The 21860-nt window shown below is 69.7% G+C and carries 18 protein-coding genes and 2 pseudogenes; 11 read left to right on the top strand and 9 right to left on the bottom strand.

The annotated features are described in order from the left end of the window. Positions 1–6 precede the first annotated feature (6 nt). From AB0M62_RS10390 to pssA, 6 genes are all read left to right on the top strand, one after another. Positions 7–2019 carry a protein meaA gene (locus AB0M62_RS10390; RefSeq protein WP_366073713.1) on the top strand — a complete coding sequence of 671 codons (2013 nt, stop codon included), beginning with the start codon at positions 7–9 and terminating at the stop codon, positions 2017–2019. Next, positions 2016–2981: a CoA ester lyase gene (locus AB0M62_RS10385; RefSeq protein WP_366073712.1), complete on the top strand. Its 966-nt coding sequence runs from the start codon at positions 2016–2018 to the stop codon at positions 2979–2981. The genes AB0M62_RS10390 and AB0M62_RS10385 overlap by 4 nt, the downstream gene beginning before the upstream one ends. A 2-nt stretch (positions 2982–2983) precedes the next feature. Beyond that, a complete protein-coding gene (locus tag AB0M62_RS10380; protein ID WP_366073711.1) occupies positions 2984–3508 on the top strand; it encodes a MaoC family dehydratase in 525 nt (174 codons plus the stop codon). A gap of 2 nt (positions 3509–3510) precedes the next feature. Next, positions 3511–4716, top strand: coding sequence for an acyl-CoA dehydrogenase family protein (locus AB0M62_RS10375; protein ID WP_366073710.1), 1206 nt, complete (start codon positions 3511–3513; stop codon positions 4714–4716). 168 nt (positions 4717–4884) lie between these two features. Continuing rightward, entirely contained in the window at positions 4885–5532 is a 648-nt protein-coding gene (locus tag AB0M62_RS10370; RefSeq protein ID WP_254371956.1) for a phosphatidylserine decarboxylase, read from the top strand. Continuing rightward, entirely contained in the window at positions 5519–6376 is an 858-nt protein-coding gene (gene pssA, locus AB0M62_RS10365; protein ID WP_366073709.1) for a CDP-diacylglycerol--serine O-phosphatidyltransferase, read from the top strand. The genes AB0M62_RS10370 and pssA overlap by 14 nt, the downstream gene beginning before the upstream one ends. 109 nt (positions 6377–6485) lie before the next feature. On the opposite strand, the gene AB0M62_RS10360 is transcribed toward pssA, so the two are convergent. From AB0M62_RS10360 to AB0M62_RS10340, 5 genes are read right to left on the bottom strand one after another with little or no spacing between them, the layout of a single operon-like run. Continuing rightward, on the bottom strand, positions 6486–7742 hold the full coding sequence (locus AB0M62_RS10360) for an ABC transporter substrate-binding protein (protein ID WP_366073708.1): 1257 nt from the start codon (positions 7740–7742) through the stop codon (positions 6486–6488). Beyond that, positions 7739–8833 (bottom strand): branched-chain amino acid ABC transporter permease, encoded by a 1095-nt coding sequence (locus tag AB0M62_RS10355; protein WP_366073707.1) that lies wholly within the window; start codon positions 8831–8833, stop codon positions 7739–7741. Before AB0M62_RS10355 ends, AB0M62_RS10360 begins: the two co-directional genes overlap by 4 nt. Then, complete coding sequence (locus AB0M62_RS10350; RefSeq protein WP_366073706.1) at positions 8826–9716, bottom strand: branched-chain amino acid ABC transporter permease; 891 nt, start codon at positions 9714–9716, stop codon at positions 8826–8828. The genes AB0M62_RS10355 and AB0M62_RS10350 overlap by 8 nt, the downstream gene beginning before the upstream one ends. Further along, positions 9713–10507, bottom strand: coding sequence for an ABC transporter ATP-binding protein (locus AB0M62_RS10345; protein WP_366073705.1), 795 nt, complete (start codon positions 10505–10507; stop codon positions 9713–9715). Before AB0M62_RS10345 ends, AB0M62_RS10350 begins: the two co-directional genes overlap by 4 nt. Continuing rightward, on the bottom strand, positions 10504–11316 hold the full coding sequence (locus tag AB0M62_RS10340) for an ABC transporter ATP-binding protein (protein ID WP_366073704.1): 813 nt from the start codon (positions 11314–11316) through the stop codon (positions 10504–10506). The genes AB0M62_RS10345 and AB0M62_RS10340 overlap by 4 nt, the downstream gene beginning before the upstream one ends. Before the next feature lie 180 nt (positions 11317–11496). Here AB0M62_RS10340 and AB0M62_RS10335 point away from each other — a divergent pair, with 180 nt between their 5' ends. Further along, positions 11497–12693: a helix-turn-helix domain-containing protein gene (locus tag AB0M62_RS10335; protein ID WP_366073703.1), complete on the top strand. Its 1197-nt coding sequence runs from the start codon at positions 11497–11499 to the stop codon at positions 12691–12693. Between the two features lie 85 nt (positions 12694–12778). Here AB0M62_RS10335 and AB0M62_RS10330 read toward each other — a convergent pair whose 3' ends face one another. Continuing rightward, positions 12779–13933 carry a glycerate kinase gene (locus AB0M62_RS10330; RefSeq protein WP_366073702.1) on the bottom strand — a complete coding sequence of 385 codons (1155 nt, stop codon included), beginning with the start codon at positions 13931–13933 and terminating at the stop codon, positions 12779–12781. Between the two features lie 220 nt (positions 13934–14153). Here AB0M62_RS10330 and AB0M62_RS10325 point away from each other — a divergent pair, with 220 nt between their 5' ends. The 3 genes from AB0M62_RS10325 to AB0M62_RS10315 all read left to right on the top strand — a co-directional run bounded on the left by AB0M62_RS10325 (position 14154) and on the right by AB0M62_RS10315 (position 16662). Beyond that, positions 14154–15263, top strand: coding sequence for an ADP-ribosylglycohydrolase family protein (locus tag AB0M62_RS10325; RefSeq protein ID WP_366073701.1), 1110 nt, complete (start codon positions 14154–14156; stop codon positions 15261–15263). Positions 15264–15310: 47 nt separating this feature from the next. Continuing rightward, positions 15311–15799 carry an NUDIX hydrolase gene (locus AB0M62_RS10320; protein WP_366073700.1) on the top strand — a complete coding sequence of 163 codons (489 nt, stop codon included), beginning with the start codon at positions 15311–15313 and terminating at the stop codon, positions 15797–15799. Positions 15800–15894: 95 nt separating this feature from the next. Continuing rightward, the gene (locus AB0M62_RS10315; protein WP_366073699.1) at positions 15895–16662 is read left to right on the top strand and encodes a Sir2 family NAD-dependent protein deacetylase; all 768 of its coding nucleotides are present in this window, start codon (positions 15895–15897) and stop codon (positions 16660–16662) included. Positions 16663–16719: 57 nt separating this feature from the next. Here the strand turns inward: AB0M62_RS10315 and AB0M62_RS10310 are convergent, their stop codons facing one another. From AB0M62_RS10310 to AB0M62_RS10300, 3 genes and pseudogenes are all read right to left on the bottom strand, one after another. Further along, entirely contained in the window at positions 16720–17223 is a 504-nt protein-coding gene (locus tag AB0M62_RS10310) for a methylated-DNA--[protein]-cysteine S-methyltransferase (protein ID WP_366073698.1), read from the bottom strand. 69 nt (positions 17224–17292) lie between these two features. Further along, positions 17293–18783 carry an AlkA N-terminal domain-containing protein gene (locus AB0M62_RS10305; RefSeq protein WP_366073697.1) on the bottom strand — a complete coding sequence of 497 codons (1491 nt, stop codon included), beginning with the start codon at positions 18781–18783 and terminating at the stop codon, positions 17293–17295. A 98-nt stretch (positions 18784–18881) separates the two neighbouring features. Next, a pseudogene (locus AB0M62_RS10300) lies at positions 18882–19016 on the bottom strand (O-acetyl-ADP-ribose deacetylase); the annotation flags it as partial. 361 nt (positions 19017–19377) lie between these two features. On the opposite strand from AB0M62_RS10300, the pseudogene AB0M62_RS10295 reads away from it, so the two are divergent. After that, a pseudogene (locus AB0M62_RS10295) lies at positions 19378–21804 on the top strand (Pls/PosA family non-ribosomal peptide synthetase); the annotation flags it as partial. Positions 21805–21860: the final 56 nt, after the last annotated feature.

Genomic DNA, 21860 nt, shown 5'->3' with positions numbered 1-21860 from the left:
CACCAGATGACTGAGCGTCAGAAGGATCGGCCCTGGCTCATGCGGACGTACGCCGGTCACTCGACCGCCGAGGCGTCCAACGAGCTCTACCGGCGCAACCTCGCCAAGGGGCAGACGGGTCTGTCGGTCGCGTTCGACCTGCCGACGCAGACCGGCTACGACCCCGACCACATCCTGGCCCGTGGCGAGGTGGGCCGGGTCGGGGTCCCGGTCTCCCATCTGGGCGACATGCGGCGACTGTTCCAGGACATCCCGCTGGAGCAGATGAACACGTCCATGACGATCAATGCCACGGCCATGTGGCTGCTGGCGCTCTACCAGGTGGTGGCGGAGGAGCAGGGCGCCGACGCCACCAAGCTCCAGGGGACGACGCAGAACGACATCGTCAAGGAGTACCTGTCGCGGGGAACTCACGTCTTCCCGCCGGGTCCCTCCCTGCGGCTGACCACCGACATGATCACGTACACGGTGGCGCACATCCCCAAGTGGAACCCCATCAACATCTGCAGCTACCACCTGCAGGAGGCGGGCGCCACGCCGGTCCAGGAGATCGCGTACGCGATGTCCACCGCCATCGCCGTCCTGGACGCGGTCCGGGACAGCGGCCAGGTGCCGGCGGAGAAGTTCGGCGATGTCGTGGCCCGTATCTCCTTCTTCGTGAACGCGGGCGTCCGGTTCATCGAGGAGATGTGCAAGATGCGCGCCTTCGGCCGCATCTGGGACAAGGTCACCCGTGAGCGCTACGGGATCGAGAACGAGAAGCAGCGCCGCTTCCGCTACGGCGTCCAGGTCAACTCCCTGGGCCTGACCGAGGCGCAGCCGGAGAACAACGTCCAGCGCATCGTCCTGGAGATGCTGGCCGTCACCCTCTCCAAGGACGCGCGCGCCCGCGCGGTCCAGCTCCCGGCCTGGAACGAGGCGCTGGGCCTCCCCCGGCCGTGGGACCAGCAGTGGTCGCTGCGTATTCAGCAGGTCCTCGCGCACGAGTCGGACCTGCTGGAGTACGAGGACATCTTCGCGGGCTCGCACGTCATCGAGGCCAAGGTGGAGTCCCTGGTCGCCGAGTGCCTCGCGGAGATCGACCGCATCCAGGAGATGGGCGGCGCGATGGCCGCCGTCGAGTCCGGCTACCTCAAGTCGCAGCTGGTCTCCTCGCACGCCGAACGGCGGGCGCGGATCGAGGCCGGCGACGAGAAGATCATCGGCGTCAACATCTTCGAGACGACCGAGCCGAATCCGCTCACCGCGGACCTCGACACCGCGATCATGACGGTCGACCCGGCGAACGAGGCACGGGTGGTCGCCAAACTGCACGAGTGGCGGGACAACCGCGACGAGGCCCGCGCCACCGAGGCGCTGGCCGAGCTGAAGAAGGCCGCCGCGGGCACCACCAACCTGATGGCCGCCACCGTGGAATGCGCCCGCGCGGGCGTCACGACCGGCGAGTGGTCCTGGGCGCTGCGGGACGTCTTCGGCGAGTTCCGCGCCCCGACGGGCGTCAGCAGCGCCCCCGTCGCGGTCACGGCCGAGGCGGGCACCCCGCTCGCGGCCGTACGGGAGAAGGTGTCCCGGACGGCGGACGAGCTGGGCTCCGGCCGGCTCCGGCTGCTGGTCGGCAAGCCCGGCCTTGACGGGCACTCCAACGGTGCCGAGCAGATCGCCGTACGGGCCCGCGACGCCGGCTTCGAGGTGGTCTACCAGGGCATCCGGCTGACGCCCGAGCAGATCGTCAACGCGGCCCTCGCGGAGGACGTGCACTGCGTCGGGCTGTCGATCCTGTCCGGCTCGCACGCCGAGCTGGTGCCGGACGTGCTCGGCCGGCTGCGCGAGGCGGGCGCCGCCGACATCCCGGTGATCGTGGGCGGGATCATCCCGAACGCCGACGCCGAGGATCTGCGTGCTGCCGGAGTGGCCGCAGTATTCACCCCGAAGGACTTCGGCATAACGGAGATCATCGGCCGTATCGTCGACGAGATCCGGAAAGCGAACAAGCTCGACCCTCTGGAGGTCCCCGCATGACCACGCCCGTGAACCGTCTGCGTCCGCGCCGCTCCTGCCTGGCCGTACCTGGTTCCAACCCGCGCTTCCTGGAGAAGGCCCAGGGACTGCCGGCCGACCAGGTCTTCCTGGACCTGGAGGACGCGTGCGCGCCGCTCGCCAAGGAGGGCGCCCGGCACACCATCGTCGACGCGCTGAACAACGGCGACTGGACGGGCAAGACGCGGGTCGTGCGCGTCAACGACTGGACCACCCACTGGACGTACCGTGACGTCGTCACGGTCGTGGAGGGCGCCGGACAGAACCTCGACTGCATCATGCTGCCGAAGGTCCAGGACGCCCAGCAGGTCGTCGCTCTCGACCTCCTGCTCACCCAGATCGAGAAGACCATGGGCTTCGAGGTCGGGAAGATCGGCATCGAGGCGCAGATCGAGAACGCCAAGGGCCTGGTGAACGTCGACGAGATCGCCGCCGCGTCGCCGCGCCTGGAGACCATCATCTTCGGCCCGGCCGACTTCATGGCCTCCATCAACATGAAGTCCCTCGTCGTGGGCATGCAGCCGCCCGGCTACCCGGCGGACGCGTACCACTACATCCTGATGCGCATCCTGATGGCGGCCCGCACGCACGACCTCCAGGCCATCGACGGCCCGTTCCTCCAGATCCGCGACGTGGACGCGTACCGCGAGGTGGCCGGCCGCGCCGCCGCCCTCGGCTTCGACGGCAAGTGGGTGCTGCACCCCGGCCAGGTCGACGCGGCCAACGAGGTCTTCTCGCCCTCCCAGGAGGACTACGACCACGCCGAGCTGATCCTCGACGCGTACGAGTGGTGCACCTCGGAGGCGGGCGGCAAGAAGGGCTCGGCGATGCTCGGCGACGAGATGATCGACGAGGCCAGCCGCAAGATGGCGCTCGTGATCGCCGGCAAGGGCCGCGCCGCGGGCATGCAGCGCACCTCGAAGTTCGAAGCCCCGGAGGCCTGATCATGCAGTTCGGACGTACTTACGAGGAGTTCGAGGTCGGTGCGGTCTACAAGCACTGGCCCGGGAAGACGGTCACCGAGTACGACGACCACCTCTTCTGTCTGCTCACCATGAACCACCACCCGCTGCACATGGACAGCAACTACGCCGAGAAGACCACCGACTTCGGCCAGAACGTCGTCGTCGGCAACTACATCTACTCGCTGCTGCTGGGCATGTCGGTCCCGGACGTCTCCGGAAAGGCCATCGCCAACCTGGAGGTCGAGTCGCTGCGGCACGTGGCGCCGACCTTCCACGGCGACACGATCTACGGCGAGACGACCGTCCTGGACAAGACCCCGTCGAAGTCGAAGAACGACCGCGGGATCGTCTACGTCGAGACCAAGGGCTACAAGCAGGACGGCACCCTCGTCTGCGTCTTCCGGCGCAAGGTGATGGTCCCGACCGAGACGTACATCAAGGAGCGCGGCGGCGAGCAGCCCGGCCGCCCGGAGCTCCAGGCCCCACGGCAGAACACGGAGAAGTAGCCATGAGCCGACTCGCCCAGACTCCCGGTCTGACCGACATCCAGCAGGAGATCCTGGCCACGGTCCGGGACTTCGTCGACAAGGAAATCATCCCGGTCGCGACCGAGCTGGAGCACCGCGACGAGTACCCGACGCAGATCGTCGAAGGCCTCAAGGAACTCGGCCTGTTCGGGCTGATGATCCCGGAGGAGTACGGCGGCCTGGGCGAGTCGCTGCTCACGTACGCGCTGTGCGTCGAGGAGATAGCGCGGGGCTGGATGTCCGTCTCGGGCATCATCAACACCCACTTCATCGTGGCGTACATGCTCAAGCAGCACGGCACCCAGGAGCAGAAGGACACCTTCCTGCCGCGGATGGCGCTGGGCGAGGTACGCGGCGCGTTCTCGATGTCCGAGCCGGCCCTGGGCTCCGATGTGTCCGCCATCACGTCCAAGGGCGTGAAGGACGGTGACGAGTACGTCCTGAACGGCCAGAAGATGTGGCTGACGAACGGCGGCACGTCGAATCTGGTCGCGGTCCTGTGCCGGAGTGACGAAGGACACCCCGAGGGCACGGCCCCGCACAAGTCGATGACGACCTTCCTCGTCGAGAAGGAGCCGGGCTTCGGTGAGGTCCGTCCGGGCCTGACCATCCCGGGGAAGATCGACAAGATGGGTTACAAGGGTGTCGACACCACGGAACTCATCATGGACGGACTACGCATTCCGGCCAATCGTGTACTCGGCGGCACCACGGGCCGCGGGTTTTACCAAATGATGGACGGTGTCGAAGTCGGCCGGGTAAATGTGGCCGCGCGTGGCTGCGGCGTCGCTCAGCGTGCTTTTGAGCTGGGTGTTTCGTACGCCCAGCAGCGTCAGACCTTCGGAAAGCCGATCGCTCAGCACCAGGCCATCCAGTTCAAGCTGGCCGAGATGGCTACCAAGGTCGAAGCGGCCCATGCGATGATGGTGAACGCAGCGCGCAAAAAGGACTCCGGAGAACGAAACGACCTCGAAGCAGGGATGGCGAAGTACCTCGCCTCCGAGTACTGCAAGGAGGTGGTCGAGGACGCGTTCCGCATCCATGGCGGTTACGGGTTCTCGAAGGAGTACGAGATCGAGCGCCTCTACCGGGAGGCCCCGATGCTGCTGATCGGCGAAGGTACCGCCGAGATCCAGAAAATGATCATTGGGCGGCGGCTGCTCGAGGAGTACCGGCTCCAGGGCTGAAAGACCTCTTTATGGCGATTTGACCGCGAAGAAGTCACACCCTGTCACCGGCTTCAGGCCGCCGACTCGGCCTCTGGCTTGCCCAGTTGTTGCACTCAACCGATAGCATCGCCGGAAAGCCGCCGTCCCCCGTTGCCTGCGCGGCATCATCCGCTACGAAGGTCATCCATGCCCCACAGCCAAACCTCTGCACCACGCGGCCGCGTCCGCCTCGCGCGCGGAGCATCGCCGTGGCTCCTGCCGACCGTCGCCACCGCGGCGCTCAGCCTCGCCCGGGCTCGCAAGTCCGGGCGATGGGCTGCCGTCGCCGTGCCCACCACCGCTCTGGCGGCGGGCATGCTGTGGTTCTTCCGCGACCCCGAGCGCGAGATCACCCAGGGCCGGGTGATCTCGCCGGCCGACGGTGTGGTGCAGAGCATCATGCCGTGGAAGGACGGACGTACCCGCGTCGCGATCTTCATGAGCCCGCTCAACGTCCACGTCAACCGTGCGCCCCTCGCGGGCACCGTGACGTCCGTCGAGCACATCCCCGGCGGGTTCGTCCCTGCGTTCAACAAGGAGAGCGAGAACAACGAGCGCGTTGTCTGGCACTTCGACACCGAGCTCGGCGACATCGAGATGGTCCAGATCGCGGGTGCCGTCGCCCGCCGCATCGTCCCGTACCTGCCGCAGGGCACCAAGGTGGAGCAGGGCGAGCGCATCGGTCTGATCCGCTTCGGCTCGCGCGTCGACATCTACCTTCCGGAAGGTGTCGATGTCGCGGTCGAGGTCGGCCAGACCACCACCGCGGGGGTGACTCGAATTGACCGTGATTGATCCGGAGACTCAGGCCGGCTGGGTGCCGGAGGCGGTCGAGGACGAGGACGAGGCCGAGGACATGCCGCTCTCACTGCGGCTGTCGATAGCGGACACCCTCACCCTCGGTAATGCCACGTGCGGATTCATGGCGGTGTACTTCACCACCACCGGAATCCTCATCCCGCACCTCACGGGCAGTGAGGAGACCGGCATGGCGCGGCACAGCGCCGCGACCGCCGTGATCCTGATGCTGCTCGCGGCGATCTTCGACCTGTGCGACGGACTGGTTGCGCGCAAGCTGCGCAGCTCGCCGATGGGCGCGGAGCTGGACAACCTCTCCGACCTGATCAGCTTCGGCCTCGCTCCGGCGTACTTCGTACTCGTGTACGGCATGGTCGCCGACGACGCGCACCAGCGGGTGTCGGCGCTGGCGGCGATCGTGGTGCTGCTGGCGGTGGTGCTGCGGCTTGCGAGATTCTCGTGCGTCACCATGAAGGACGGCATGTTCCAGGGCATGCCGAGCCCCTTCGGCGCGCTGACGGTCGTCTCCATCGTGCTGCTCGAGCTTCCCTTCGTGCCGACGCTGCTCGCGATCATCGGAGTGGCCTGGCTGATGGTGAGCCGGGTGGAGTACCCGAAGCCGCGGGGCATCCTCGCGGTGGCGATGCTCAGCTGGATAGTCGGTGCGATGGGGTTGCTGGCGGCGTGGGCGTTCGACGCGCCGGGCGGCGAGTTCCTGCTCCAGACCGGCTGCGCGCTGCAGGTGGTCATGGGTGCGGTGATCCCGCTCTTCGCGACGACACGGCGGGTGAACACCTTCCGCCACAACCGCCGCGAGGCGCGGGCGGCGGAGCTGCCGTAGGTCTGTGGCAAAAGGTGAGGCCCCCGAGTGCGCTGCACTCGGGGGCCTCACCTTTTGCGTGCCCGGAATCCGGCGGCCGGGGCACGCCCGCCTCGCCGGGGTACAGCGGTCAGGACCCCGGCGTGAACCGTTCTGCCGCGGCCGAGACCGAGCCGTCGCGGACCACCTTCAGACCGCCCGGCACCTTGTTGTCCGGCTTCATGATCAGGGACTTGCGGGTGGACGGGGCCTTCGGGTCGGAGAAGTCGTGCGTGATGCCGAAGCCACTGTCGTATGCGTTGATCGTCAGCAGCGCCTTCTCGATGCCCTCACGCGTGAGCTCCTTGCTCTCGCAGGCCTTCTTCAGCACCTCCCCGTAGACGGCGGCCGCCGTGTAGCCGGCAACCACGCCGTTGTCGAGGCCGTCCTTCGGGTAGGCCGCCTTGTACTCCTTGGCCAGCTTGGCCGGACCCATCTGCGCCGAGCCGATGGGAAGCGTGGAGGCGGCGACGTAGTAGTCCTTCATCAGCGCAGGACCCGCCGGGGTGGCCAGCAGCTGGGGGGCGAAGGCCGAGTTGTTGCCGACGATCGGGACATTGAAGCCGCCCGCCGCAGCGACGCCCACGAGCGAGGCCGCCTGGCGGGGGCCTGCGCTGATCAGGACCGCCTTGACGCCCGCCTGCTTGAGGGCCGCGACCTGTGCGCTCATGTCGTTGTCGGTGGGCTTGATCTTCTGCTCGACGACGGTGAGACCCGCCTCCTTGGCCGCGAACTTCGAGCCGGCCAGCGCGTTCTCGCCGTAGTCGCCCTCGAAGTAGACATGGCCGATCTTGTCGCCCTTGGCGATGCGCTTCGCGCCGAGCAGGTAGTCGACGGCGTTGATGGTCTCGATGTCGTACGTGGCGCCGACGACCCGTACGTACGGGCTGCCCAGCAACGACGCCGACCAGGCCTGCGGCAGCACCAGCCCCTTGTCCTGCCCGTCGATGCGCTGCTTGACGGCCGCCACGAAGGGCGAGCCGATGAACTGGGCGAAGCCGAGCACCTTCGGCTCCAGCTCGGTGTACGCGGCGAGGGCCTTCTGCGGGTCGTAGCCGTGATCGCGGACGGTCAGCTCGATCTGACGCCCGCAGATGCCGCCCGCGGCGTTGGTCTGCTTCACCCACAGCTGCTGGGCCTGGGTGACGCTCTTGCCGAGGGAGGCGTAGACCCCCGTCATGTCGGTGAGCACGCCGAGCGAGACGGTCTTGTCGGTCACCCCGTTGCCGGTCTTGACGCCGCCGGCGCCCGCCTTGCCGTCGTCGTCCTTGCCGGCCTTGCCGCTGCATCCTGCGGCGGTGAGCGCGAGTGCGGCCGCCAGCGCCGCCGCACAGATCCTTGGCTTCATGCTGCTTCCTCCCCTGGGGACGTGCCTGAACGCCGGGCGGCCGCGATACGGACGAGGCCACCGGGCAGGAACAGGACCACCATGACGACGGCGGCCCCGTACAGATAGCGGGACGCCTCACCCGGAGAGACCCCGCCCGTACCGGGGGCGGAGACAAGCGGGAGAGCGTCGCTGTAGCGGGTCAGCAGCTGCGGCAGCAGCGAGACGAACGCCGCGCCGACGACCGCGCCCGCGACCGTGCCGAGCCCGCCGATCACGATCATGGCGAGGTACTCGAGCGAAAGGATCATGCCGAAGTAGTCCGGCACGGTGCGCTGGAACACCAGGGCGAGGAGCACCCCGGCGAGGCCCGCGTACATCGAGGACAGGACGAACACCGCCGCCCGGTAGCGGGCGACGGGAACGCCCATCACACCCGCGGCGATGCGGTGGTCCCGGATGGCGTTCATGGCCCGGCCGGGGCGGCCGCGCAGCACGCCGCGCGCGAACAGCGCGCCCACGAGGAGCGCGATCAGGCCCACGTACCAGAGTTTCTCGGCGGACTGGAAGGGCACGGCGGCGACCACCGTCTCGGTGTCGTCGAACGTGATGCCGAAGAGCGAGAGGGGCTCGACGGCACGGCCGTTGAAGCCGCCGGTCAGGTCGCGGGCATTGAACAGGACATGCTGACCGATGAAGATCAGGGCGAGCGTGGCGATGCCCAGATACGCCCCGCTCAGACGTCCTGCGATGGGGCTGAAGAGCCCGCCGGCGAGGCCCGCGAGGACCACGGCGAGGACGGCCGCGAGCCAGCTGGGCAGGCCCAGCCCGACCAGGTCGTGACCGTTCTCCGTGGTGCTGTCGCCGGCCAGGACGCAGTAGCCGTACGCGCCGACGGCGAGGAAGAAGGCGTGCCCCATGGAAAGCTGGCCGGTGGCGCCGGTGAGCAGGTTGATGCCGATGGCGCCGATCGCCGCGGCCATGGCGAACAGCCCCGCCTGCAGCCAGAAGCGGTCGAGGTAGAAGGGCAGGGCGAGCAGGAGGAGCGTTCCGGCGGCCCAGACGTACGGGGTGGGGCGCCGCAGGAGTGCGGACGAGCTCGGTTCAGACACGGGCCAGCTCCTTCGTGCCGAACAGCCCGGCGGGCCGGACCAGCAGCACCACGACCATCACCAGATACGGCGCGAGGTCCCCTATGCCCCGGCCCAGGAACGACAGATCGCCCTGGTAGCCGGTCGCGAGGGACTCGGTGACGCCGACGATCAGTCCGCCGGCCAGGGCGCCGGTGGTGGAGTCCAGGCCGCCGAGGATCGCGGCGGGGAACGCCTTGAGGGCGGCCAGGGACGTACTGCGTTCCAGCCCGGGGGTCGGAAAGACGGTCAGGAACAGCGCGGCCACCGCGGCCAGAGCACCGGCCACCGCCCAGGCGGCGAGCGAGACCCGGCCGAGCCGTACCCCCATCAGCGCCGCGGTCTCGGGCTTCTCGGCGGCCGCCCGCATCGCCACGCCCCAGGAGGTGAAGCGGAAGACGAGCAGGAAGGCGGTGATCAGGAGCGCCGCGGCGAGGAACGCCGCGACCCTGGTCTCGGCGATGGTCACGGATCCGACGGTCAGAACGCGGTCGCCCCACGGGTCGCCGAGTGAGAGCACCTCGGTGCCGATCCGGCGGGTGAGGTCGGTGGTGAGGAGGATGTCGACGCCGATGGTGACGATGGCGAGGACGCTGTGGTCGGAGCCCCGGTAACGGCGCATCACCAGGAACTCGACGGCCGCGCCGACGAGGGCGGCGGCGCCGATGCCGACGGCGAGGGCGGCCCAGAAGCCGATCTCGTCGTGCAGGACGGCCGTCACATAGCCGCCTGCGAGAAGGAGGGACGCGTGGGCGAAGTTGACCACCTCGGTCGCCTTGAAGATGACGACGAATCCGAGGGCGATCAGGGCGTACACCGACCCGATGGACAGGCCGCCCAGAAGGAGTTCGACGAAGGTCGTCATGGCGTGGCCTCCTCACCGAGGTAGGCGCGGACGACCGCCGGGTCGCTCTGCACCTGGGCGGGAGTCCCGCCGCCGATCCTTCGTCCGAAGTCGAGTACGGTCACCGCGTCCGCGAGCCGCATCACCACCCCCATGTCGTGTTCGACCAGCACGATCGAGATACCGAGGCTGTCGCGCACTCCGGCGATGACGGCGGCGGTCTGCCGCCGTTCGTCGGCCGTCATCCCGGCGACCGGTTCGTCGAGGAGCAGCAGCTTGGGCTCCATGCACAGAGCCCGGCCCAGCTCGACGAGCTTCTGTTTGCCGTACGGCAACGCCCCCGCGGGATGCGCGAGGTCGCGCTCCAGGCCCACGAACGCCGCGATCTCCCGCACCCGCTCCCCGTGCCGGCGCGCTTCGCGGGCCGCCGACGGCAGCCGGAGGCCCGTGGCAAGGAAACCCGACCGGGTCAGCCGGTGGCGGCCGAGCATCAGGCTGTCGGCGACGGTGGCATGCGGAGGGAGCGCGAGGTTCTGGAACGTACGGGCGATACCTAGGGCGGCGACGGCGTGCGGGGCGAGGCCGGTCAGTTCGGTGCCGCCGAAACGGATGCTGCCGGAGGCCGCCCGGTACACCCCGGACAGGACGTTGAAGCAGGTGGACTTGCCGGCACCGTTGGGACCGATGACGGCGTGCACGCTGCCGGGTTCGACGGTGAACGACACGGCGTCCAGGGCGGTGAGCCCGGCGAACCGGACCGTGACGCCGTCCACGCGCAGGGAGGGCACGTCCGCGCCGCCCTGCGGCCTCATGCCGACCACCTCGGCAGTACCCGCGCCTCGTCCCGCGCCCGCGGCACATCGGCGGCGGCGGCTTCGTCGACCACGCCCAGATAGCGGCGGCGCACCTCGTCCGAGGCGGCGAGTTCCGCGGCGGGTCCGGACAGCGCGACTTCGCCGACGTCGAGTACGTACGCCGACGATGCCAGCCGCAGCGCGAGGGCGGCGTTCTGCTCCACCAGCAGGACGGACGTGCCGTGGGAGTTGATCTCGGTGATCGTCGCGGCGATACGGGCGGCCATCATGGGGGCCAGGCCCAGCGACGGCTCGTCGAGCAGCAGCAGCTTGGGCCGGGCCATCAGGGCCCGGCCGAGCGCCAGCATCTGCTGCTCCCCGCCGGACAGGAGGCCGGCGCGCTGCCGGGCGCGGTCGGCCAGTACGGGAAAGAGCTCGTGGACGTGGGCGAGTGCCGCCGCGGCCTCCCTGCGGCCGCCCCGCGCCCCCAGCGCGCCGGCCCGCAGATTGTCGGCGACCGACATCCGGGCGAACACCTGCCGCCCCTCCGGGACCTGGACGATGCCGGCGGCCACCACCTGCGCGGGGCTCAGGCCGTCGAGCGGGCGCCCGTCGAACACGGCCGTGCCTCCCGCGACCGCGCCGCGGTGAAAGGTGAGGGTCCGGGAAATGGCGCGTAGCAGTGTGGACTTGCCGGCGCCGTTCCCGCCGAGTACGGCGACCACCGCTCCCGCCGGGACCTCCACCGAGACCTCGCGCAGCGCCCGTACGGGCCCGTAACCGACGGACAGCGCGCGCACCCTGAGCGAAGCCGAAACGGCTGCCATGCCTTCTCCTTCCGCCTGCTGTACTGGCGCACACATCAGCACCGGCCGGTCCGGGCGTCCACGGCGAATGGCCGAATCGCTGCGGATGCCCAGCGGAGGCAGCACCAGGTTGTGCATCGGCACAAGGCTGGGTGCGCGGGGCCTGTCGCACCCCGCCCGCGGGTGGCATCCTCACCAGCCATGAGTGGCCGGAGAACGCGCACTGACCGCGAGTGGTCGGTCCTGGTGAGTGCCTCCGAGGTGCTCACCGAACGCATCCCGCAGCTCACCGACCAGCTGGTCGAGGAACTGCAGTCCTATTCCCCGCTGTTCGACCTGGCTGTGCCGCGCGACGAGCACTGGCAGCAGATCAGCGAGGCGATGCACTACGGCATCGAGGCGTTCGCCGCGCGGCGCTCGGCGCCGCGCCGGGACCTGGTGTACGCGGAGGAGCTTGGCAGGCGCCGTGCCGAACAGGGGCTGCCACTGGATCTGCTGCTCTACGCGTACCGGCATGCGGGCCGGCTCACCTGGGACGCGCTGCTGGAGATCGTCAGCGAGAAGGACCCCGACGCGCTGCCGGTGCTCGCGCACACGGCCGCGCAGATGTGGGCGGGCGTCGACCAGCAGGCCTCCACGGTGGCGGAGGCCTACCGCACCACCGAGCAGGAGATGCGGCGGCGCAGCGACGAGCGGGTGCAGGCGCTGCTCGACGCCCTGTTGGAGGGGCAGTCGGCGCCCGCCCTGGCCGCCAGGGCGGCGGCGGGGCTGGACCTGCCGGAGCAGGGCCGGTACGCGGTCGTGGTCCTGCGGGTGGAGCGCCGCGACGCGCGGGAGCCGTTCCACCGGATCGGGGCGGCGGAAGGGATGCACTTCTTCTGGCGGATGCGTACGGACTGCGAGCTCGCGGTGGTCGCCATGGGTGACGCGGACCTCTCGGCCCTGGTCGCCGAGCTCGGCCGGCGCTGCTCCGGTCCCGGCGGGATCAGCCCGGTGGTGGACCGGCTCGCGGATCTGGGCCTGGCCCGTCGGCTGGCGGCGACGGCACTGCGTACCTGCGGTCCCGACTCGCGCGAGGTCGTGCGCCTGGACGAGCGGCTGCCCACCGCGCTGGTGGTGAACCAGCCCGAGCTGTCCGCGCGGCTGGTGGCCGACGTCTTCGGCCCGCTGCTCGACCTCGATCCGGCGGATCGCGTCGTACTGCTGGAGACACTGGACGCGTGGCTGGAGGCGGAGGGCTCGGCGGGCCGGGCGGCGACCCGCCTCTACTGCCACCGCAACACGGTCTTCAACCGCCTGCGGCGGCTGGAGCAGCTCACCTCCAGGTCACTGTCCCGGCCGCGGGACCTGACGGAGATGACGCTGGCACTGGACGCGTTCCGGCTCGCGGAGCCGTGAGCGACCGGCCCCTGGCCGCTCCCGCCCGGCGGACACCGGGCGGGGGCGGCCAGATCCAGGAGTACAAGGCCTGCGGACAGCCGTGTCAGGACAGGAAGTCGCGGGCGATGTTCTCCGCCACCCGTTCCAGCAGCGGACCCGCCTCGGCGATGCAGCGGGCCGTGTCCGGCTCGATATCCGTCAGGGGGTAGGCCCGGCGGATGCCCGCCCTGCCGAGCGCCTCCGGTGGCAGTGCGAGGCGGCCGCAGACGGCGACCACCTCCTTGCCCTCGGCGCGGGCGGCCGCGGCGACGCCCGCCGGGGCCTTGCCGTGCAGGGTCTGCTCGTCGAGCGATCCCTCACCCGTGATGACGAGCGTGGCCCTGGCGAGCGCGGGGGCGAAGCCCAGCACGTCGAGCATCACCTCGATGCCGGGACGGAAGCCGGCACCCAGCGCGACCAGCGCGCCGTAGCCGATGCCGCCCGCGGCGCCCGCGCCCGGCGAGAGGGCGTACTCGGCGGCCTTGGGACCGATCGACTTCTCCAGGACGCGCGCGAAGTGGGCCAGTGCCTCGTCGAGCACGGCGACGTCCTCCGGAGAGGCGCCCTTCTGCGGTCCGTAGACGGCTGGTGCGCCCTTGGGGCCGGTGAGCGGATTGTCGACATCGCTCGCCAGTACGAGTTCGACGTCGGCGAAGCGCGGGTCGATGCCGGACAGGTCCGCGGTGGCCAACTCCCCCAGGGGCCCGCCTCCCGGGCCGACCGGCTCGCCGGCGGCGTCCAGGAAGCGCGCGCCGAGCGCCGCCAGCATGCCCGCGCCGCCGTCGGTCGTGGCACTGCCGCCGACACCGAAGACGATCTGGCGGGCGCCCGCGTCGAGGGCCGCTCGGAGCAGTTCGCCCGAGCCGTACGTCGTGGACGTGAGCGGGGCGAAGACGCCGTCGGGGAGGTGCTGGAGGCCGGAGGCCTCCGCCATCTCCACCACTGCGGTGCCGTCCCGGAGGGCGAAGGCCGCGGTGCGCTCCTCGCCGAGCGGTCCGGTGACCCGTACCTCCCGGCGTTCGAATCCGGCCGCAACCGCGGCGGCGACCGTGCCGTCGCCGCCGTCCGCGACGGGCAGGGTCTCCACCTGCACGCCGGGGGCGGCCTTCCGCAGCCCGGCCGTCACCCGCTCGGCGACCTGTACGGCCGTGAGCGAGCCCTTGAATTTGTCCGCGGCGATGAGCACGCGCGCGGTCTCAGTTACTGCTCCGTCCGTCACCTTGCTAATCCCTTGCTATCGAACGTGCAGTCGCGCCGCCCCGACCTTATCCGCAGGAAGGACCCGCTGCCCACGGGCGCCCTGCCTCGTATGCGGAGTAAAACCAGATTTTGTCCGAAAAGAACGCACCGGCATTTCCGCGAAGCGCCCGCATCGTCCGCAATACCGAAACAGGAGGAATCTCCTATGCGTCAGGTGCCGGAGCGGGTAGACCCGGGACATGACGTCTCGAGGTACGCGGATGGCCGACCGGATGCCTGCCGACAAGATCTGCGCGGACAAGATCCATGGAGGATGGCTCGGCCGTATCGCCGGCAACATGCTCGGGAAGCCGGTGGAGCTCGGGGACTACTGGACACGCGACCGCATCGACCGCTACCTGCGGCGCGCGGGCGCGCTCCCCCTCACCGACTACCTGCCGGAGCTCGAGCCCCCGGCTCCGCCCGGCGAGTTCGATTTCCGGCCGGAGTGGCGGGAGTGCGTGCGCGGCCGGATCCACGGCAGCTGCCGCGACGACGACGTGGACTACGCGATTCTCGGGCTGCACCTGCTGGAGACGCACGGGTTCGCATTCACCACGGAACAGGTCGGCGAACTGTGGCTGCTGCGCCTGCCCTACCTGCAGACGTTCACAGCGGAGCGGGCCGCGTACCGCAATCTCGCCAACGGGCTGAAGCCGCCACTGACGGCCACGCTGGACAATCCGTACCAGGAGTGGATCGGCGCCCTCATCCGTGCCGACATCTTCGGCTGGGCGTCTCCCGGCGACCCTGCGCGGGCGGCCGCCCTCGCACGCCGCGACGCCGTGCTCTCCCACACCGGCAACGGGGTCTACGGGGCGATGTGGGCGGCGGCCATGATCGCCGCGGCCTTCACCGCGCCGGGCCCGCGGGCCGCCGTCGAGGCCGGACTGAGCCGAGTGCCGGCGAGCAGCCGGCTCGCCCGCACGGTCCGGCGTACCGTCGCCCTGCACGCGGCGGGCCTGAGCTGGGACCGCACGCTCACCGAACTGGAGGCGGAAACGAGCGGCCTCGGCTGGATCCACACGGTGCCGAACGCCGCCGTCATCACCGCCGGACTCCTGTACGGCGACGGCGACTTCACTCGCACCATCGCCCTCACGGTCCGCGGTGGACTGGACACCGACTCCAACGGGGCGACGGCCGGCTCGGTGGCCGGGGTGCTGTGCGGCGCGGCGGCGATCCCGCCCCGGTGGACGGATCCGCTGGAGGACCGGGTCCGCAGCGCGGTGTTCGGCTTCGACGGCTCGGGTATCTCCGAACTGGCGGACCGCACCACCAGGCTGGCCGCCGACGCGGTCTCCGCCTGATCACCCGATGCGGCGTGTCCGCCCGTGCGTCGTCCTAGGCTGGCGGGGTGACCTTGGACTACGCCACGTACATCGCAGGCCTCCCCCGCGTCCTCGCCGGGGCTGCCGCCCTCTGCCGGGACGCCGCCGGCCGTGTCCTGCTCGTCGAGCCCAACTACCGCGAGGGATGGGCGCTGCCCGGCGGCACGATCGAGTCCGACCAGGGAGAGACCCCGCGCCAGGGTGCGCGCCGGGAGACCGTGGAGGAGATCGGGCTGGTCGTGGAACTGGGCCCGTTGCTGGCCGTCGACTGGGTGACGGGAGCCGAGCGGCCACCGATCGTCGCCTACGTGTACGACGGCGGGGTGCTGGACGAGGAGCAGCTCGCCGCGATCCGGTTGCAGGAGGAGGAGCTGATCTCCTGGCGGCTGGTGGCGCTCGACGAGCTGGACGCGTACCTGAAGGGAACGCTCGGCAGCCGGGTCCGGGCGGCATACGCAGCGCTGGAGACGGGCACCGGCGCAGTGGAGCTGGAGAACGGTAGCCCGGTGGGCTGAGCGGGCGCTCTCGTCCGTCCCGGCTAACACCGTGCCGTCCGGGCGGCTCCCAAATCGGCTCGCCGCGTACGCACCCGGCTGCGTACGCTCGCCGCATGAGCGAGAACGGGACCACGCCCCGCAAGCCCCTCGTCGCCCTGCTCAGCGGCGCCGGGATCTCCACGGACTCCGGCATCCCGGACTACCGCGGGCCGAACGGCCTGTGGCGGCGCGACCCCGCCGCCGAGAAGCTCGTCACCTACGACTTCTACATGGCCGACCCCGGGATCCGCCGCCGCGCCTGGAAGATGCGGCGGGACGGCGCGACGCTCCGGGCGCAGCCGAATGCCGCGCACCACGCCGTCGTCGAACTCGAGCGCTCGGGGACGCCGGTGCGTGTGATCACACAGAATGTCGACGGCCTGCACCAACTGGCCGGCCTGCCGGCCCGGAAGGTGCTCGAACTGCACGGCACGGCCCGGGCCGTGACCTGTACCCGCTGCAAGCTGCGCTCTTCGATGGAGGACGCGCTGGCGCGGGTCACCGCGGGCGAGGAGGACCCGCCGTGCCTGGCGTGCGGGGGCATTCTCAAATCGGCGACGGTGATGTTCGGCGAGCGCCTGGACCCCGTGGTACTGGGCAAGGCGATGTCGATCGCGAAGGCCTGCGAGGTGTTCATCGCCGTCGGCACGAGCCTCCAGGTGCAGCCCGCCGCTTCACTGGCGGGCATCGCGGCCGAGCACGGGGCGCGCCTGGTGGTGGTGAACGCCGAGCCCACGCCGTACGACGACGCGGCGGACGAGGTGGTACGCGAACGGATAGGCACGGCGCTGCCCGCACTGCTGAAGCGGCTTGCGGCCGGACCCGGCCCCGACCCGGCCTGATGGGGGGCAGGGCCCGGGACATGCCGGACAGGCACTCCTGGCCCGGACAGGCACCTCCTAGAACAGGGTGGTTCCGGCGGTGCGGTCCTCGCCGCGCTCGAAGGAGAGCAGCCGCTGCTTGCGGTCGAGGCCACCGCCGTAGCCGGTCAGGCTTCCCGAGGCACCGATGACGCGGTGGCAGGGAACGATGATCCCGATCGGGTTCTTGCCGTTGGCCAGGCCCACGGCACGGGAGGCTTTGGCCTTGCCCAGGCGTCCGGCCAGCTCGCCGTACGACCAGGTCTCCCCGTACGGGATCTGCCGCAGCTGGTCCCAGACGCTGCGCTGGAAGGCGGTGCCCTCCAGGTTCATCGGCAGGTCGAATTCCTTCAGGTCGCCGGCGAAGTAGGCATCGAGCTGCAGGATCACCTCCGGGAAGGGAGTGTCGTCGGGCACGCCGAAGGACTCCTCGGGCGGCCGGTGGCGCTGCCCGGTCATATAGAGGCCGCAGAGGGTTCCGTCGGCCGCGACGAGGGTGAGCGGACCGTAGGGGCTGTCGATGACGGTGTGCTGCCTGGACATGCGGGCTCCGTAAGTTGTCGGGCGGCCCGGGAGGCCGGATGTGGCTGATGCGGTCTTGTTGCCCTTGGTCTATGCCGGCAGGCGGTTGACGGGGTGGCTGTCCGTGGCCCAGAGGTACTGGACGGCGTACGCACGCCAGGGGCGCCACTGGGACGCACGGGCGGTCAGCGCGGCGGGGGTGGACGGCAGGCCCAGCTCCCGGGCGGCGCGCCGCATGCCCAGGTCCGTGGGCAGGAACGCGTCGGGGTCGCCGAGTGCGCGCATGGCGATCAGCGCGACGGTCCAGGGTCCGAAGCCGGGCAGCGCGGTGAGCCGGTCGCTGGCCTCCTCCCAGTCGCTGTCGAACCCGAGTTTCAGCGACCCGTCGGCCAGGGCGCCGACCAGCGTGGTCAGGGTCGTGCGGCGGCTGCGCGGCAGGGCGAGCGCCTCGGGGTCCAGGGCGGCCAGGGCCTCCGTGGACGGGAAGAGGTGGGTGAGGCCGCCGGCCGGGTCCTCGACCGTTTCGCCGTGGGCGTGGACGAGACGGGCCGCGTGGGTGCGAGCGGCGGCCGTGGACACCTGCTGGCCGAGCACCGCCCGTACCGCGAATTCCGCGGCGTCGACGGTACGCGGCACCCGGCGGCCTGGCGCCTTGTCCACGAGCGGGGCGAGCAACGGGTCGGTGCGCAGCTGGTCGTCGACGGCCACCGGGTCGGCGTCGAGGTCGAGCATCCACCGGCACCGGCTGGTGGCGATGGTGAGGTCGCGCAGATCGGTCAGCGACAGCTGACAGGCGATGTGGTCGGGCCGGGGGGTGAGGGCGACGACTCCGGTGCCGTACGGCAGTCGCAGCGTGCGGCGGTATGCCCCGTCGCGCCACTCCTCCACCCCCGGCACACCCGTGGCGGCCAGGTGTCCGAAGAGGTTGTCGGGGTTCAGCGGGGCACGGAACGGCAGCCTCAGGGAGAGCATGCCGGGGGTCTGGGCCGGGGTGGACCGGCCGCGGGAGGTGCCGTTGGCCGCGGCGCGGATGCGCAGTTCGCCCGGGGCGAGTGCGAAGACCTCGCGGACCGTGTCGTTGAACGTACGGATCGAGGAGAAGCCGGCCGCGAAGGCGATGTCCGCCATGGGCAGGCTCGTGGTCTCGATGAGGAGACGGGCGGTCTGCGCGCGCTGGGCCCGGGCCAGCGCCAGCGGCCCGGCGCCCAGCTCGGCGCGCAGCTGCCGCTCGATCTGCCGGGGGGAGTAGCCGAGCCGCGCTGCGAGGCCGGGGACGCCGTCGCGGTCCACGACGCCGTCCCGGATGAGCCGCATCGCGCGGGCGACGGCGTCGGCGCGGGCGTTCCACTCCGGCGAGCCGGGGCTGGTGTCCGGGCGGCAGCGCTTGCAGGCGCGGAAGCCGGCCTGCTGGCACGCGGCCGCGCTCGGCAGGAAGGTCATGTTCCCGACCTTGGGGGGCACGGCCGGACAGCTCGGGCGGCAGTAGATCCGGGTGGTCAGTACGGCGGTGAAGAACCATCCGTCGAAGCGGGCGTCCTTCGACTGCACGGCGCGTACGCAGCGCTCGGTGTCGGTGTGCATGGTTCAAGGATCGGGCACGGCCGGAGCTCGGGCTGGCGGATTTCCGACATCAAGCCTGCGCTGCCAGGCCCACCTCGAACCTCGTACACATGTTCGCCGAAGAGTACGAACCGCACCTCGGTCACCGGCTCGGCGGCCGCCTCCAGCACCGTGCGCACGGCGATCCGGGCGCCGTCCCGCATCGGCCGGCCGTGGATCCCGGTCGAGACGGCCGGGAAGGCGACGGTCCCGGCAGCGCCGCCACCTCCCTCCCGCGCCCGTCGCGAGGGTGTGTCGTCACGTCCCCCGTATGGGTGCAGGTGACTGCGACTGCTGCTCGGCTTCACTCGGCTTCACGTGTTGGCACTGAGAACCCTGGCACCGTCGAGGCTGCCGCCGCGCCATGCAATCGATCACGAGTGGCGACCCGACGGTGGACCACGGAGACTGCGGTGGACGACGGAGAGCACACGTAGATGTCGATTCTGTGACTGGACGAGCGCCGCCCGACCGCCTGGCTTCCGGATTACTCGCTCCGGCCACCGCTGGAACACGAGGACACCGGGTGCCGGCCGCACATGCCCATGGTGGCCGGATTTTCCTCAAGGAGCTTGCATGCTGGAAGAATCTGTTGAGGTCGCGGAGCCCGTTCCAAATGAATCTCCGACCGCAGAGCGCACGTGCACCGGCCCGACAGCCGACACCGAGAGAATCCTCGCCGGGATACTTGCCGAGATCGTGCGCGTCGAGCAGGTGTCGGCCGAAAGCCACTTCTTCGAGGAACTGGGCGCCGACTCGTTGTTGATGGCCCATTTCTGTGCACGGGTAAGGAAGCGGGAAGATCTGCCGTGCGTGTCGATGAAGGACATCTACCGGCACCCGACGATCAGAAGCCTGGCAGTGGCACTCGCGGACGCCACGCCCGCGCCCGCCGAGTCGCCGGTTCCGACAACGACCGAGGTGGCCGCACCGGTCGGCACGCCGCAGTACGTCCTCTGCGGAACGCTGCAGTTCATCTTCTTCCTCGCGTATTCGTGCGGGGTCACGCTTGTCGCGTTCCGAGGCTTCGCCTGGATCTCCGGCGCATCGGGTCCGGTAGACATCTACCTGCGGTCTGTCCTCTTCGTCAGTGCGAGTTTCTTCGGCCTGTGCATCATTCCGGTCCTGGTGAAATGGGTGTTCATCGGCCGGTGGAAGCCCCAGGAGATCCGTATCTGGAGCCTGGCGTACTTCCGTTTCTGGTGCGTCAAGACGCTGATCCGGACGAACCCGCTGGTTCTGTTCGTCGGTTCGCCGCTCTATGTGCTCTATCTGAGGGCACTGGGTGCGAAAATCGGGCGCGGTGTCGCTATCTTCTCGCAGGCCGTGCCCATATGCACCGACCTGCTCACCATCGGCGACGGCACGGTTGTCCGCAAGGACTCGTCCTTCACGTGCTACCGGGCCCACGCCGGCCTGATCCAGACGGGGGCGGTCACTCTCGGGAAGGATGCGTTCGTCGGCGAGGTGACGGTGATGGACATCGCGACCTCGCTGGGGGACGGCGCCCAGCTCGGCCATTCCTCCTCTCTGCACTCCGGGCAGGCCGTGCCCGACGGCGAGTGCTGGCACGGGTCTCCGGCACAGCGGTGCGGGGCGGACTACAGGGTGGTCGATCCAGCCGACTGCGGCACCTTGAGAAGGGCCGTCTACACCGCGCTGCAGCTCCTCGGCTTGCTGTTCGCGTACGGTCCGCTGGCGGTCGGCGGTGTGACCATTGCGTTCGCCGAAATCCCGCGGTTGACCGCGCTCCGGGACGCAGGGGCTCCCGCCTTCACGAGCTGGACGTTCTACCGTGACGCCCTGGCCACGTCGTTCGTGCTTTTCTTCGGCGCTGCGTTCGTCGGCCTCCTTGTCGTGGGCACCGTCCCCCGGGTGCTCAACCTCGCCGTCAAGCCGGACAAGACCTACCGCCTGTACGGCTTCCACTACGGGGCCCACCGGACGATCGCGCGCATGACGAACAGGAAGTTCTTCAAAATCCTGTTCGGCGACAGCTCCTGGATCATCCACTATCTGCGCTACCTCGGGTACGACCTTTCCAGGGTCGAGCAGACCGGGTCGAACTTCGGCACGGACGTGAAGCACGAGAGCCCGTACCTGAGCTCTGTCGGCAGCGGAACAATGGTCGCCGACGGGCTGTCGATCATCAACGCGGAATTCTCGAGCACATCATTCCAAGTGTCCCGGGTGTCCATCGGGAGCATCAATTTCCTTGGAAATCAAATCGCTTACCCGTCGCAAGGCAGGACAGGCGACAACTGCCTCCTTGCGACAAAGGTCATGGTTCCTGTCGACGGGGAGATCCGGGAAGGTGTCGGACTTCTGGGATCACCCAGCTTCGAGATTCCACGATCGGTCGAGCGTGATATCCGTTTCGACCATCTGAAGAACGGTGACGAACTGCGCCGCCGCCTCTCGGCGAAGAACAAGCACAACGCCGTCACGATGGGAATCCACCTGCTGTTGCAATGGCTGTACCTCTTCGAGGTCACCCTTCTCGCTTCAGGCATCGTGAGCCTCTACCACTCGCTCGGTGCGCCGGTGATCGCGCTGACCGGCGTCCTGGCCCTCCTGCTCAGCTTCGTCCACATCGTGCTGGCCGAACGCGTCGTCACAAGATTTCGGGACTTGAAGCCCCTGTACTGCTCGATCTACGAGCCGAGTTTCTGGCGCCACGAGCGTTACTGGAAGGTGACCGCCGCGACCGAACGCGTCAGCGTTTTCGACGGCACACCGTTCAAGAACGTAATTTGGCGGCTGCTGGGTGTGCGGATCGGCAGCAGGGTCTTCGACGACGGGTGCTTTCTTCCGGAAAGGTCGCTCGTCACCATCGGGAACGACTGCACGCTCAACGCGGGGACTGTGATCCAGTGCCACTCGCAAGAGGACGGCACCTTCAAATCCGACCGCAGCACCATCGGGGCAGGCTCCACCATCGGGATCAACGCACTCGTCCACTACGGCGTCACCATGGGCGACGGCACAGTGCTCGCCCCCGACTCCTTTCTGATGAAGGGCGAGACTGTCCCGCAGCACGCAAGGTGGGGAGGAAACCC

It is taken from the genome of Streptomyces sp. NPDC051219, from assembly GCF_040682335.1.
Classification (GTDB): Bacteria; Actinomycetota; Actinomycetes; order Streptomycetales; family Streptomycetaceae; genus Streptomyces.
Note: the sequence above shows the minus strand (reverse complement) of the source record. Positions and strands in the feature narration are given on the sequence as shown.

Excerpts from the sequence above, each read along its gene's own strand:
- AB0M62_RS10390 (WP_366073713.1), top strand. The coding sequence starts at position 7 with ATGACTGAGCGTCAGAAGGATCGGCCCTGGCTCATGCGGACGTACGCC.
- AB0M62_RS10385 (WP_366073712.1), top strand. The coding sequence starts at position 2,016 with ATGACCACGCCCGTGAACCGTCTGCGTCCGCGCCGCTCCTGCCTGGCC.
- AB0M62_RS10380 (WP_366073711.1), top strand. The coding sequence starts at position 2,984 with ATGCAGTTCGGACGTACTTACGAGGAGTTCGAGGTCGGTGCGGTCTAC.
- AB0M62_RS10375 (WP_366073710.1), top strand. The coding sequence starts at position 3,511 with ATGAGCCGACTCGCCCAGACTCCCGGTCTGACCGACATCCAGCAGGAG.
- AB0M62_RS10370 (WP_254371956.1), top strand. The coding sequence starts at position 4,885 with ATGCCCCACAGCCAAACCTCTGCACCACGCGGCCGCGTCCGCCTCGCG.
- AB0M62_RS10360 (WP_366073708.1), bottom strand. The coding sequence starts at position 7,742 with ATGAAGCCAAGGATCTGTGCGGCGGCGCTGGCGGCCGCACTCGCGCTC.
- AB0M62_RS10350 (WP_366073706.1), bottom strand. The coding sequence starts at position 9,716 with ATGACGACCTTCGTCGAACTCCTTCTGGGCGGCCTGTCCATCGGGTCG.
- AB0M62_RS10345 (WP_366073705.1), bottom strand. The coding sequence starts at position 10,507 with ATGAGGCCGCAGGGCGGCGCGGACGTGCCCTCCCTGCGCGTGGACGGC.
- AB0M62_RS10340 (WP_366073704.1), bottom strand. The coding sequence starts at position 11,316 with ATGGCAGCCGTTTCGGCTTCGCTCAGGGTGCGCGCGCTGTCCGTCGGT.
- AB0M62_RS10335 (WP_366073703.1), top strand. The coding sequence starts at position 11,497 with ATGAGTGGCCGGAGAACGCGCACTGACCGCGAGTGGTCGGTCCTGGTG.
- AB0M62_RS10325 (WP_366073701.1), top strand. The coding sequence starts at position 14,154 with ATGACGTCTCGAGGTACGCGGATGGCCGACCGGATGCCTGCCGACAAG.
- AB0M62_RS10315 (WP_366073699.1), top strand. The coding sequence starts at position 15,895 with ATGAGCGAGAACGGGACCACGCCCCGCAAGCCCCTCGTCGCCCTGCTC.
- AB0M62_RS10310 (WP_366073698.1), bottom strand. The coding sequence starts at position 17,223 with ATGTCCAGGCAGCACACCGTCATCGACAGCCCCTACGGTCCGCTCACC.
- AB0M62_RS10305 (WP_366073697.1), bottom strand. The coding sequence starts at position 18,783 with ATGCACACCGACACCGAGCGCTGCGTACGCGCCGTGCAGTCGAAGGAC.